This is a genomic window from Paraglaciecola sp. 25GB23A, from assembly GCF_040012495.1.
Lineage (GTDB): Bacteria > Pseudomonadota > Gammaproteobacteria > Enterobacterales > Alteromonadaceae > Paraglaciecola.
This window is the reverse complement of the sequence record NZ_JBDYKM010000007.1, coordinates 1-13,638: the sequence shown is the minus strand read 5'-3', so window position 1 is coordinate 13,638 and position 13,638 is coordinate 1. Positions and strand designations below refer to the sequence as shown.

Genomic DNA, 13,638 nt, shown 5'->3' with positions numbered 1-13,638 from the left:
TATGGTGCTCCTTTACAGAAAATTTGCTTAGTTCATGCCGTATTGCTTTAAAAGCTTACGTAATGTGCCGCGGTTGATGCCCAACATGGTTGAAGCACGAGTTTGATTGCCGCGCGTAAAGGTCATGATTTCCTCTAATAATGGCGCTTCAACTTCAGCCAAAACCAACTCATACAAGTTTTCGATGTTAGTGTTATCTAATTGCTTTAGATATTTATTGACCGCTTGCTTAACTGAATCACGTAGCGGTTTTTGTGCCTGAGTTTGTGAAGGTGTAGTTACCGTAGTGGTAAACGGAGAAGTTACATTTTGTTCGAACATATACATCGTGCTCTTTTAGTTAGTCATCATTAAGCAGCAGGCGAATTCTGTGAAATTACAGTTTCATCTGCCAATCTGTCGAAGTAAATTGATGCCATATTCATGGTTTCAAAATACTGGTTTAATACATCTAGTTGCTGTGAAGCATTTTCAATGGTGTTGAACTTTGCACGGAACTCTCGTTCTTTATCGTGCTCAGCTAAATACCAACCAACATGCTTACGAGCAATTCTCGCTCCCGAATATTCACCATAAAACTGATGAACATTGGCAACATGCTCTAGCAATATGCTACTCACCTCACCAATACTGGGAGCAGCTAACATTTGGCCAGTTTGCAGATAGTGCAAGATCTCACGAAATATCCAAGGATTTCCTTGGGCCCCGCGACCGATCATTAACGCGTCTGCTTGGGTATATTCCAGTACGCGCTTGGCTTTGTGCACGTCTGTGATATCTCCGTTAGCAACCACCGGTATCGACACAGCCTGCTTGATGGCCTTAATGGTGTCGTATTCGGCGTCGCCTTTATACATGCAAGCCCGGGTGCGACCATGCACCGCCAAAGACTGAATACCGTTGTCCTGGGCAATTTTGGCAATTGCGATTCCATTCCGGTTCTCAATATCCCAACCTGTACGTATTTTTAAGGTAACCGGCACATCTACTGCGTTAACCACCGCCTTGATAATTTGTTCAACCAAGGCTGGGTATTGCAATAAAGCAGAACCCGCTAATTTTTTATTTACCTTTTTCGCCGGACAGCCCATATTGATATCCACAATTTGCGCGCCATTACTGACGTTTAGTTGTGCGGCTTGCGCCATCAATTCAGGATCTGCCCCTGCAATTTGCACCGCTCTAATTCCAATTTCACCGCTATGATCCATGCGATGTTTGGACTTATCTCGTTCCCATACCTGCGGATTTGAAGACAACATTTCTGAAACAACTAAACCTGCACCTAGGCGCTTGCAAAGTTGTCTAAAAGGTCGATCTGTAACACCTGCCATTGGTGCTAAAATCAAGTTGTTGTCTAATACATAAGGACCAATCTGCATCATTACCTAATCACAAAGTTGTGCAAAAAACGTCCATTGCTCAAAAAGGGGCGCAAGTTTACGAGTTTTTGAACGTCTTGGAAAGGCTAGATCCACAACAAATTTGTACTTTTTTTAAGCAAAAGCGGTTGACAACATCAGAAAAGGCGTTTTACGCGGAGTGAATGATAAAATTTAGTTAATAAAAGGAAACGCCAGTGTTTAAAAACATAATCCCTATAAACGAATACGGCCGATCAATATATCTTTAAACATAACCCAATCTCCTAAAAAGCTATAAAAAGGATAAGTAAATGTAGCGGGTTTATTATGTTCGAAAAAGAAATGCCCCACCCAAGCAAAACCGTATCCAAGTATAGGCAATAGCCATAACCAAGCCAATTGCTGAGAGAAAACAGCATAAAGACTCACTATGATGATCAGCAATGAACCAACAAAATGTAAACGGCGACAGCTCAGGTTTTGATGTTCAGACAAGTAGTAGGGATAAAACTCGGAAAAACTCGCATATTTTTGACTCATTGCATTCTCTCAATCTGTTCGTTTGGACTTAACACCGCATTTTGTTGGATTATTTTATCTTGCTCATTTTCCAACCACTCAAGCGCCAAAGACCGTTGGCTAAAGATAGATATATTCCATTCTTTTTTCCTCGGTGTTGTGGTGGTTAATAGGTGGGTGGTAATTTCTGACCTACGCGTATAATTCACAACCGCCATAGCATGAATTTGTGGCAGATTGCCAATGACTAGTTGGGCTTGAAACTCATAGCTGTACTCATTGATTTTATTAATCAATAAAGAAAAGGGGGCGCTTAGATGACTAATTAGAAAATTATGATACTCGTTCACCATCGCTAGATTCATGACGATATTTTCATCGATCACGACTTCAGCAATATCATGCCTCAATACTATTATTTTCGCGAACTTAAGAACATGCAGTTCCATAATTTTTTTGCATCCGTTACAAAGAGACATAAATTAGCAACAAATCAATTACATTACCAATGTGATTTGTGCATAAAAAGCCACTTGTCACCTATCAATATGGCATAGAATAAGGGTTAAATCAGACATAGACAGCTAGTTATCTTTAAGAATCAGCGCCACAACCGGGTGTGCAAACTTGTTTTTCAGCAACTTGCCCCAACAATTGCAACAAGCAAATTTGATGAGACGAAGAATGAATACCAGCATAAACATCACCTTAGAAAATTTTCAGCAGGTTATAGTACAAGACTCACAAGAAAAACTTGTGATGATAGAATTTTGGGCTGAAGGCCATGCGCCCAGCCAAGAGATTGCTCCTGTCTTAGCTAACATCGCCAAAAGATATCCTGATAGCTTGTTACATGCGCGAGTCGATTGTCAGGCGCAACCAGAAATAGTTCAGCAATTTGGTGTACGTGGACTACCGACGGTTATTTTAGTTAAAGAAGGCCAACCTGTAGACGGCTTTGCTGGCCCACAAAATGAAGCACAAATCATTGATTTACTCAGTAAGCACTTGCCAAAAGCAGAAGACGAAATGCTTATGCAAGCCCATGAGTTAATTAGTGAAGGCAACTATCAGCAGGCTTATACACTAGCCAAACAAGCTTCAGACCTTGACAATAAGCGCGCTGATATCAAGCTCATTCTCGCTGACTGTCAAGTGGAGTTAGGTCAGGTCAGTCAAGCTAAAACCCTCTTAGCTACCATCGGCTTAGTTGATCAAGATGCCTTATATAAAAGTATTTTGGGCAAAATTGAATTGGCCGAGCAAGCGGCAGAGTCGCCGGAAATTATTGCCTTACAAGAGCAATTAGCTGCTGATCCCGATAATCTCGAGCTTAAGGTAAAACTCGCCGTACAACTGCATCAAGCTAATCAAGTAGAAGAGGCTTTAGCATTGGCACTAGCGGTACTTATCAAAGACTTGAACTTCGGCGATGCTAAAAAGCTTACCTTAGATATGATTAATGCCTTACCAGACGGCGACCCATTAAAATCAAAGTACCGTCGTAAAGTGTATAGCTTGTTGTACTAGAGTGGCCTAGAGCGCTTCAAGCCTACCTTGTTTAGGATTCGTTTGACCCGTCAGATTTAGGGAATTAAGCGGCTGAGTTATCAACAAATAGCAAAGCGGCGACATACTCTGCAATAGCCAGTGATGCAGTTAAGCCTGGTGACTCTATACCAAATAGATTCACCAAACCTTTTATTCCGTGGTCGGCATAATCTTGGATAACAAAGTCTTTTGCGGGTTCTCCTTGGCTGCTTAGTTTGGGCCGAATACCAGAGTATGCCGGTATCAAAGCTCCTTGTTTAATATCAGGCCAATAGCGAGTGATTTGTGCATAAAAAAGCTCAGCACCTTTTGGATCTACAGCATAATCAATATCGTCTATCCACTGGACATCCGGGCCAAATCGTCCTGAGCCAGCAAGATCCATGGTGTAATGTATGCCTAAACCCGCCTCCTCTGGCACAGGGTAGATTAAGCGACTGAATGGTGCTTTGCACTGTAAGGCATAATAGTTACCCTTCGCATAATGCAGTGGCGGAATGTTTGCTAAAGCTAAACCACTAAATTGCCGAGCGATATGTTGAGCGCTTAAACCTGCGCAATTTATGACGTACTTAGCCGTCAGTGTCATTGCCTGTTCACCACCTATATTCAAGCTCATTTCAGTGTTTTTATATTCGCCAGAAAGAATCGGCGAGTTAAAAGCGACCACGCCTCCGGCACTTTCTAAATCGCCCTGCAGGTTTAACATAAAACTGTGACTATCGATAATACCAGTAGAAGGAGAGTGCAAGGCCCCCAAAGCTCGTAATTGAGGTTCCATTGCAAGACTTTGTGATTGGCTTAATAAGATTAGATCATTAACGCCATTAGCCCTTGCTGTACTTTGAATATTTTTAAGTATGGATAACTGCTTTTCAGACGTGGCAACAATTAACTTACCACAACGACTATGGCTAATATTTTTATGCTCACAGTAGTCGTACAATAAAGATTTACCCATCACACAAAGACGTGCTTTTAGAGAAGAGTAGGGATAATAGATGCCCGCATGGATCACTTCACTATTGCGTGAACTTGTCTCAGAACCAATGACACTGTGACGTTCCACAACGATAGTCTCGAGACCTCTATTGGCGAGCTCACGCGCAATCGCTAAGCCCACAACCCCAGCTCCGATTACAATACATTCGACACTCTCGCTCACCTTTTATCTCCCAACAGTATTTAGGGTCAGAGCCTGCTCCTAGATACTTAAGCTCAGTTCAGCACTGCACCGACGATAGACGCTAGCAATAAAATGAAGGTGGGTAATATTGTTAAGCCAAAACCTGGACCACGTTTTTTGGGGTCTGCTAGATAGGTTTTTTGATACATAAACCGACCCACAATATAGACAGCGCCGATTATCGCAACGTATGCATTGGGCCAATATGCACTGGCAATGAGCAGGGCGGGTAAAAAGCCAACCAGCTGTTCAAGAGTATTCATCTGTATGCGAAAGGCGCGGTCAAACATTTCATGGCCAGATGTGGCCGGCGCAACCACACCATATTTTCCTCTGGCTCGACCCACCATAATGCCAAAGTAAAAATACTGAAGAATGGCGAGGGCAGCAACAATGTGTACGTAGTTCATAAACGTCCTTTAGCTCAGTTTAATTGTTTAAATTTCAAGATGCATGTTGATACAAATCTTACCCATAAAACGCTCATCATGATATTGGTATTAGCCAGGATGCAGAAACATTGGCTATTTTAATATCGACTTTCTTATGTACAAAAAAACGACTAACAAAAATAAACCCCAAGAAAACATAGTTTTCTTGGGGTTTAAGAAATCAAGCAAATGAAGTCACTAATCAACATTAAACCAAATCAAAACGGTCCAAGTTCATTACCTTATCCCACGCTTTTACAAAGTCGGTAACAAAGCGCTCTTTGGCATCACTGGCTGCATAGACCTCGGCTAAGGCGCGCAAATGTGAGTTAGAGCCGAAGATGAGATCGACACGAGTGGCTGACCAGCGAACTATGCCAGTTTTACGGTCTGTTCCCACAAACTCGTCTTCCTCTGTCGATACAGGACTCCATTTTGTTGCCATATCTAAAAGATTAATGAAAAAGTCATTCGATAAGGCATCAACTTGTTGAGTAAATACACCATTAGTTGACTGGTCCACATTGGTATTTAATACCCGTAAGCCACCTATCAATACTGTCATTTCTGGAGCGCTTAAGGTTAATAGCTGCGCTCTATCCACCAGCAGTTTTTCGGCCGCAACGCTATATTTGGTGGGTGAATAATTGCGAAAGCCATCTACCTTGGGCTCTAACACCTCAAAAGCTTCAATATCGGTCTGCTTTTGCGTGGTATCAGCACGTCCAGGCGTAAAAGGCACTAGCACTTTAATCCCCGCGTTCTGCGCTGCTACCTCAACACCGGTACAGCCTGCCAATACAATAATATCGGCCAATGAAACACGTTTAGCAGATGTTTGTTCTGCATTAAATTTAGCTTGAATGCTTTCAAGTACTTGTAGCACCTTAGCGAGCTGGTCGGGTTGATTAACTGCCCAGTCTTTTTGTGGAGCTAAACGAATGCGAGCTCCGTTGGCGCCGCCACGCATGTCTGAGCCGCGATAAGTTGACGCGGATGCCCAAGCAGTTGAGACAAGTTGCGATACACTTAAGTCTGAGTCGAGAATGCTGGCTTTAAGCACCTGAATATCCTGTTGGTCAATTAATGGATGCTCAACAGTTGGGATAGGATCTTGCCAAATAAGCTCCTCTTCTGGGACTTCAGGACCTAAATAACGACTTATTGGCCCCATATCACGGTGGGTTAATTTGTACCACGCACGAGCAAACACATCGGCAAACTGTTGCGGATTTTCATAAAAACGTCGCGATATTTTTTCATAGGCAGGATCGACACGTAAGGATAAATCAGTGGTTAACATAGTGGGTACTTTGCGTTTTGAAGCATCAAAAGCATCAGGAATTTGTCCTGCCCCGGCACCATTTTTAGGCTGCCACTGATGGGCTCCAGCTGGACTTTTTGTCAGTTCCCATTCATAAGCAAACAGATTTTCAAAATAGTAATTGCTCCACTGGGTAGGAGTTTGCGTCCATGTTACTTCTAAACCACTACCAATCTGATCGCCGGCTATACCTGTGCCATGACGGCTTTCCCACCCAAACCCCTGCAGAGCCAGCCCAGCTGCTTCTGGCGCGACGCCAACTAAAGCCGCATCACCGGCTCCGTGAGTTTTACCAAAAGTATGACCTCCCGCAATCAGCGCGACAGTTTCTTCATCATTCATTGCCATACGCGCAAATGTTTCACGAATGTCTTTGGCAGCAGCCAAAGGATCAGGATTGCCTTCAGGCCCTTCGGGATTAACATAAATAAGTCCCATTTGCACAGCAGCCAAGGGGTCTTCGAGCTCACGTTCCCCGGAATAGCGTTTATCACCATCAAGCCATGTAGTTTCGCTGCCCCAATAGACATCCTGTTCTGGCTCCCAAGTATCGGCTCGGCCACCGGCAAATCCGAAGGTTTTAAAACCCATAGATTCAAGTGCGACATTACCGGTGAGGATCATCAAGTCAGCCCATGAAATTTTACTTCCGTACTTTTGTTTGATTGGCCAAAGTAAACGTCGGGCCTTGTCTAAATTAACATTATCAGGCCAGCTATTTAGAGGTGCAAAGCGTTGTTGTCCGCGTCCCGCTCCTCCGCGCCCATCGCCTGTGCGGTAAGTCCCGGCGCTATGCCAAGCCATGCGAATAAAAAATGGGCCGTAGTGGCCAAAATCGGCAGGCCACCAGTCTTGGGAATCTGTCATCAAGGCATGTAGATCTTTTTTTAGAGCTTGAAAATCCAGTTGATTAAAAGCGTCTGCATAGTCAAATTTCTCACCCATAGGATTTGACTTAGCCGAATGTTGGTGCAAAACATCTAATCGCAACTGATTAGGCCACCAATCCTTATTTGTGCTGCCACCTACTGCGGCATGATTAAAGGGGCACTTACCTTCATTAGACATAACTTATACTCCTGTAGAATTGCCATTGGGCAAATATGTAGTGACTAGTTATAGACCCTTTACCACTGTCTAGCTAATGAAGTTTGGCGATGTCTTTAATTAATAAAAACAATCATTAGTTAAATTTTTAATCAGTTTTAGTGTAAATACGGATCATAAGGGTAGATACTCGTTTTTGATTAACTTGAAAATATTACATTGAGGTAGGTAATTTTTACTTTACTGAACGGACTCATTCATTGCTGTCTGAGTGAACGCCCTATTTACAATGACTTTCAGTAACTGGTCTATAATTTGCTGCAGTTATTAATGAAAAGAGAGTCAACACAACGGACCTTGGAGAATAATTATGTATGCAGGTTTACGCGATATTAAACGATTTACCATTGCCGCAACGGATGGTGATATTGGTATCAACAAAGATTTTCTATTTGACGACCGCGCTTGGACGGTGAGGTATATGTATGTCGACACGCATAAATGGTTACCGCTCGGAGAAAAGGTACTGATTTCCCCTATTTCATTACGCCACATCGATATGGAAGAAGAAAAAATTGAGGTGAATTTAACTAAAAAGAAGGTTAAAGAGAGCCCCTCAATTGACGAACATCAAACCGTGTCACGTGCCTATGAAGAGTTATATTATAAATACTTTGGTTACGGCTATTACTGGACTGGACCCGGTGCTTGGGGTGAATACGCTCATCCCACTGCCCTTTCGCAAATTAATCCAACAATAGCGATAGAAGAGTTAGAAAAAACCGATCTAACCGATAAGCCAAAAAGTAATCATTTAAGATCTATTGATGAGTTACAAGGCTACACAATCAAGGCAAGTGACGGATCTTTTGGTCAAATTCACGACGTAATTTTAGATACAGAAAACTGGGAAATTCCTTTGATAGTGGTTGATACACACCAGATTCTGCCCGGTGGTAAAAAGGTACTTATTGCCCCTAAACACATCGACGCAATTAACTGGTTGGAGCAAAATATCAGCAGCCATTTAAGTGAGGATGATATTAAACATTGTCCTGAGTATGACCCGGTATTGCTGAATGACAGCGCCTACCAAGCAAAGGTCAAAACCAAGTTACTGGCGTTATAGGTAAAAATGCAGCGATGAGAGCCCTTGGGTACTTGTTGCTGTTTTTATTCAATCAAAAAACGCACTTCTAAGGGCGTGAGCTAGATGATTTAAGCGGCCCAAAATACATTGCCAGCATGAAGGTATTGCTTAGCAGTCCAGAATATTGTTCAGAGGGACAATGTCTGTTCGTTTAGATCAATAGCATAATCGTGAACAAAATAATCACCTTTCACACAAGCGATAACTATCTTTTTGGAAGGGGGCTTTTGGGTTTTACTGCAGGTAACACGCTGTACTTGCATGCCATATTTAGCTGTGTAATCTTCGACTATTTTATCAATTCGTAATTTCTCTGACTTGCTAGCGGCTGAATAAAGCTTGTCGAACAAGTTTACCCAGTCTTCTATCCCCGATTCAGCTGCCATCGCTAACCAGCCCATACCAATCAAAGTAGACTGCTCAACATGTTGGCCTTTAAAAAACAGAAATGCTAAAACATATTGGGAGTCTTTATATCCCCATGCAGCAAGTTCGCTCAACTTTTCAAAAGCTTCTTGGTATTTACCCTGTTCAAATAACTTCAATCCCGCACGCTCTTGCATCAAAGTAAAGTTAGGATCTAGTGATACGTTTGCCACTGAATTGAAAGAACTGATTAACAAGCTCCCAAATATTACTTTTTTAAACATATAGCATCCTTGCAACACACATTGAAGTAAATTAGTTCTACTATAAAGCAAATGGAAAATGATTAAAGCCAACAAGCAGGCAAAACGTACTCTTTTTCACCCCTGTCCTGGTGCGTAAGGGAATGTCAATGACTGGTAATATTCCAAACTATGCTTTGGCTGCTCGAATCCCTTAGGGATCGGTAATTTTGAGTAAGTTTGGAAATATAAGATACAAGCATCTCGCCACCACTTGGCCTCCTTTACTTGAATTGCCAAAGCCATACGTACTTGATTAAATTGGTTGGGCTCAATTTTGTTTTTCAGCGCCAGCCATTGGTTTTGCATAGCCTCAACTGCAGCCGCCCCGGAGTAATAATGTTCCACTAGCTCCAACCACAAGGTTTTACCTGAACGCATCTTGTAGTCCCACGGCAGATGATGAAACCATAATAGTAAATTATCAGGTGTCTTTTGCGGATCATTAAAAATAGCTTGCCAGTAAGGGGCATATTGCGACACCGCATTGGTGCCCTTAGAGGTACGGTCTAGACCAATGCCATTCTCGTCGGCGCGGTGATAATAGGTAGGGTTCCAGTCTGCTCGGCCTAAGTTGTCAACCCATGGTCCTGGGCCATAGTGATGACCGGTATCCATTAAATGATGCAAGCCTAGTGGGGTCATGTAATTCACGATATTTTCTCGCGACCGCATCATAAGTGCCACAATTTTCTCACTGGCTTTAGCGTCGTGAGTTAAGGTCATGGCCACCCATTCTTGAGCAATTTGCTCAGCACCTAAGTTATGATCCCAAGCTAAGCGACCTAATACGTACCAGTTGGCTTGGCCAAAGATATGACCTGTCCAGTTGCGGTCAGTACCAATATTGGCAACACCTGCCATAACTGTCAGTGGGGCTTTAGACAAACTACCATCAATGACTTTGGCGACTGTTGACCCCTTATCCTGGGTGTGAGTATCAGCATCGAGGACTTCTTTATACATCGTGCCTAAATAGGCAAGATGAGTACTAAAACCTAAGTATTCTTGGGTAACTTGAAATTCCATCGCCAAAGAGGTTTTTGGCATAGCACCAAAGAGTGGACTAAAAGGCTCCCGCGGTTGAAAATCAATAGGGCCGTTTTTCACTTGCACACTCACATTACTATCAAACTTGCCATCAAGCGGCACAAATTCGCTATAGGCCTGCAATGAGCGTTCATACTCTGAATCGTGGGCATACACAAAAGCGCGCCATAGGACATTGCCACCATAGGGTTTTAAAGCCTTGGCTAGCATATTTGCACCTAGGTCGTGAGTGCGGCCATAATCACCTGGTCCTGGCTGTCCTTCGGAATTGGCCTTAACTAAAAAGCCACCAAAATCAGGGATAAGTTGATAAATCTCCGCGGCCTTATTTTGCCACCACAGCTGTACATCAGGGTCGAGGGGGTCAGAGGTAGGTAAACCATCAAGTTGTTGGGGTGAACTAAACTTAATCGATAGATACACTTTGATGCCGTAGGGGCGGAAGATATCAGCCAGGGCTTGCACCTTGTGCAAATAGGCCGGACTTAAAATTAGTGCATTAGAGTTGACGTTAATAGGTACAACACCATTGATGCCAATAGACGCATTTGCGCGGGCGTAGTCGTAATAACGTTGCTCTTTATAATCCGGTAGTTTGTGCCAATCAAAGATCGATTCGCCAGCAAAACCCCGCTCAGTATGGCGGTCGAGATCATCCCAGTGATTGAGCATGCGCAATTGAATTTTTGGGCTTTGCTCAACGTCGAGCTTAGCCAGTGACTGTTCGGTTTGCATAAGCCTTAGCAAATGAAAGGTGCCATATAACAAACCCACAGGATTTTCTGCTGAAATACGGATAAGGCCTTGCTGGGTTTTAATCGCAAAACCTTCGTTAAGCGGATCGACTTTTAATGTTGGCGTCAGGGCGATCACTAAACTGGCTTGGCTTCGCTTAGCGGTAAAACGCACTTCTGTGCCCAATAAAGCTGGTAAGGCCAGTTGCAACTCTTGCTGAATCACTTTACCGGTACCACTGCTGGTATCAAGATAAACAGTACTCAGATGTTTAGTGTAGTTTGCTCGCAACTGAACGTTGTCTACTAGCTCATATTTAAGCCACAAGCGATAACCATCTTCACCTTGAAAATCTGCCAAGTTAGCCTGAGCCTGTTGCATAAACAGACTAATTATCACAGCAAAGACACCACTTCGAAAAAAACTAAAGCTTTGTTTCATCACACTTTCCCATAATTCACCGCGCTCTATTAACGCTTAACAATTATTTTCATTTAATCAAGCAGCTTAACCTGTCGTGCCAATGTGTAACATTACCCAATTTATTATTCACTAAGTGAAATTGCCCATTCACCCCAAGACTATATGGACCTTTCTCTAAGTGAGTGATGCATAATTTTGCTAAGCCCAAGGGGAAATAACCGATGCTCAAATGAAGATTAAGTCAATCGAAGACAACATGGCTCTGTTATTAGGCAGGACGGAGGCTTACCAATTTAATCCTCAAAAGAGGGGTGTGAAATTTTTCAATCTTTCTTTAATCTAAGAAATATGAGTACACTGTGACCATAAATTCGTTTCATCAACAGGTTTTCTCTCTTGGCCCATACATTACTCACTGCTTTTGCACTGGTTTTAATTGTTGAGGGATTAGGTCCCATGTTGTTTCCCAACAAGTGGCAACAGTTTATTCAACAACTATCACAGCAGCCCTCAAACCAATTACGCACTATGGGTGGGGCACTGGTAACCATAGGTGTAGTTTGCCTATATTACCTTCTTGGCTGATTTGTTATTTTTACGTCTAATTCCCTCGATTTTGCTATTTAGATACTGCTTGTTTTTTGTTAGAATCCCCGCCTAATTTTTCTGACTCCCTACTATCCATGGCTAAAAATGTTGTTGTACTCGGCACCCAATGGGGTGATGAGGGTAAAGGTAAGGTTGTTGATTTACTCACCGATCAAGCAAGCTATGTAGTTCGTTATCAAGGCGGACACAATGCGGGCCACACCTTAGTAATTGACGGTGAAAAAACCGTATTACATCTAATTCCATCTGGTATTTTGCGTGAAAACGTTACCTGCGTTATTGGTAATGGCGTGGTTTTGAGCCCAGAAGCCTTATTAAAAGAAACCGCAATGCTAGAAGCTAAGGGCGTTCCGGTTAAAGAACGTTTACGTATCAGTGAAGCTTGCCCATTGATTTTGCCTTATCACGTAGAGCTCGACTTAGCCCGTGAAAAAGCCCGTGGTAACAAGCCTATCGGCACCACAGGTCGCGGTATCGGCCCAGCATACGAAGATAAAGTATCTCGTCGTGGTTTACGTGTTGGCGATTTGTTCAATGCAAAAGACTTTGCCGTCAAACTCAAAGACATTCTTGAGTACCATAACTTTGTACTGACCAACTATTACAAAGTTGAAGCGGTCAGTTATGAGAAAGTCTTAGCCAACGCCCTAGCAGTAGCCGATATATTAAAAGCTATGGTGGTTGATGTTACGGATATACTTGACCAAGCGCGTTTACGCGGTGATTGCATTATGTTTGAAGGTGCCCAAGGCACATTATTAGACATCGATCACGGTACTTATCCGTACGTAACATCGTCAAATACGACAGTTGGTGGCGTGGCCACTGGTGCTGGTTTTGGTCCTCTGCATCTGGATTATGTGCTAGGCATAGTTAAAGCTTATACCACCCGTGTAGGCTCAGGCCCTTTCCCTACCGAACTAGATTGCGAAGTCGGCGAACATTTAGGTGTAAAAGGCCACGAGTTTGGCGCCACTACTGGCCGCAAACGTCGCACTGGTTGGTTTGATGCGGTTGCAATGAAACGCGCCGTGCAAATTAACTCGATTACTGGTTTCTGTTTGACCAAGTTAGACGTATTAGACGGCCTAGAAACGCTAAAAATCTGTATTGCCTATAAACAGGCAGATGGCACAGTTAAAGACGTACCGCCCATGGCTGCCGATGGTTATGATCTCATCACGCCCATCTATGAAGAAATGCCAGGCTGGAGTGAAAACTCTTTCGGCGTAACAGATTATGACAAGTTACCGCAAGCGGCTAAAAACTATGTCAAACGCTTAGAAGAAATCACTGGCATCCCGATTGATATCATTTCAACCGGCCCTGATCGCAAAGAAACAATCATATTGCGTCACCCCTTTGATGCCTAAATATCGCAGTTGTTAAATATTAAAAAAGCCAATCATTAGATTGGCTTTTTTGTTTGGTAAAAGATCCAGCTAAACATTATCTAATCTTCGTTGCCCGGTGCACGCAGTCTCTTTGTAGCCCAGCCTTCGGTGGCGATTCAGCTTTTAGGCTTTTAATATTTACCATGGGTGTCTCAATAAGATAGGCCTTTTGTAGGAGGTGCTTCAG

The 13,638-nt window shown here is 43.0% G+C and carries 13 protein-coding genes; 4 read left to right on the top strand and 9 right to left on the bottom strand.

All coding sequences use genetic code 11. The features are described from left to right. Positions 1–27 precede the first annotated feature (27 nt). The 4 genes from fis to ABKW31_RS12180 all read right to left on the bottom strand — a co-directional run bounded on the left by fis (position 28) and on the right by ABKW31_RS12180 (position 2,332). The gene (fis, locus tag ABKW31_RS12195; RefSeq protein ID WP_348616661.1) at positions 28–321 is read right to left on the bottom strand and encodes a DNA-binding transcriptional regulator Fis; all 294 of its coding nucleotides are present in this window, start codon (positions 319–321) and stop codon (positions 28–30) included. A gap of 29 nt (positions 322–350) precedes the next feature. Then, positions 351–1,382, bottom strand: coding sequence for a tRNA dihydrouridine synthase DusB (gene dusB, locus ABKW31_RS12190; protein ID WP_348616847.1), 1,032 nt, complete (start codon positions 1,380–1,382; stop codon positions 351–353). A gap of 216 nt (positions 1,383–1,598) precedes the next feature. Further along, on the bottom strand, positions 1,599–1,904 hold the full coding sequence (locus ABKW31_RS12185) for a DUF962 domain-containing protein (RefSeq protein WP_348616659.1): 306 nt from the start codon (positions 1,902–1,904) through the stop codon (positions 1,599–1,601). Then, the gene (locus ABKW31_RS12180) at positions 1,901–2,332 is read right to left on the bottom strand and encodes a hypothetical protein (protein WP_348616657.1); all 432 of its coding nucleotides are present in this window, start codon (positions 2,330–2,332) and stop codon (positions 1,901–1,903) included. Before ABKW31_RS12180 ends, ABKW31_RS12185 begins: the two co-directional genes overlap by 4 nt. Positions 2,333–2,567: 235 nt before the next feature. On the opposite strand from ABKW31_RS12180, the gene ABKW31_RS12175 reads away from it, so the two are divergent. After that, a complete protein-coding gene (locus ABKW31_RS12175) occupies positions 2,568–3,413 on the top strand; it encodes a tetratricopeptide repeat protein (protein ID WP_348616656.1) in 846 nt (281 codons plus the stop codon). 64 nt (positions 3,414–3,477) lie between these two features. Here the strand turns inward: ABKW31_RS12175 and ABKW31_RS12170 are convergent, their stop codons facing one another. The 3 genes from ABKW31_RS12170 to katG all read right to left on the bottom strand — a co-directional run bounded on the left by ABKW31_RS12170 (position 3,478) and on the right by katG (position 7,443). Then, positions 3,478–4,599, bottom strand: coding sequence for an NAD(P)/FAD-dependent oxidoreductase (locus tag ABKW31_RS12170; RefSeq protein WP_348616655.1), 1,122 nt, complete (start codon positions 4,597–4,599; stop codon positions 3,478–3,480). Between the two features lie 53 nt (positions 4,600–4,652). Continuing rightward, complete coding sequence (locus ABKW31_RS12165; RefSeq protein WP_348616653.1) at positions 4,653–5,030, bottom strand: MAPEG family protein; 378 nt, start codon at positions 5,028–5,030, stop codon at positions 4,653–4,655. Positions 5,031–5,259: 229 nt separating this feature from the next. Beyond that, positions 5,260–7,443 carry a catalase/peroxidase HPI gene (gene katG, locus ABKW31_RS12160; RefSeq protein ID WP_348616651.1) on the bottom strand — a complete coding sequence of 728 codons (2,184 nt, stop codon included), beginning with the start codon at positions 7,441–7,443 and terminating at the stop codon, positions 5,260–5,262. Positions 7,444–7,792: 349 nt separating this feature from the next. On the opposite strand from katG, the gene ABKW31_RS12155 reads away from it, so the two are divergent. Continuing rightward, the gene (locus ABKW31_RS12155; RefSeq protein ID WP_348616650.1) at positions 7,793–8,551 is read left to right on the top strand and encodes a PRC-barrel domain containing protein; all 759 of its coding nucleotides are present in this window, start codon (positions 7,793–7,795) and stop codon (positions 8,549–8,551) included. A gap of 149 nt (positions 8,552–8,700) precedes the next feature. On the opposite strand, the gene ABKW31_RS12150 is transcribed toward ABKW31_RS12155, so the two are convergent. Both ABKW31_RS12150 and ABKW31_RS12145 read right to left on the bottom strand, forming a co-directional pair. Then, complete coding sequence (locus ABKW31_RS12150) at positions 8,701–9,222, bottom strand: sel1 repeat family protein (protein WP_348616649.1); 522 nt, start codon at positions 9,220–9,222, stop codon at positions 8,701–8,703. 96 nt (positions 9,223–9,318) lie between these two features. Beyond that, positions 9,319–11,466 (bottom strand): alpha-glucuronidase family glycosyl hydrolase, encoded by a 2,148-nt coding sequence (locus ABKW31_RS12145; RefSeq protein ID WP_348616647.1) that lies wholly within the window; start codon positions 11,464–11,466, stop codon positions 9,319–9,321. 378 nt (positions 11,467–11,844) lie between these two features. On the opposite strand from ABKW31_RS12145, the gene ABKW31_RS12140 reads away from it, so the two are divergent. Next, positions 11,845–12,033, top strand: coding sequence for a DUF2065 family protein (locus ABKW31_RS12140; RefSeq protein WP_348616646.1), 189 nt, complete (start codon positions 11,845–11,847; stop codon positions 12,031–12,033). Between the two features lie 98 nt (positions 12,034–12,131). Then, positions 12,132–13,430: an adenylosuccinate synthase gene (locus ABKW31_RS12135; protein ID WP_348616645.1), complete on the top strand. Its 1,299-nt coding sequence runs from the start codon at positions 12,132–12,134 to the stop codon at positions 13,428–13,430. Positions 13,431–13,638: the final 208 nt, after the last annotated feature.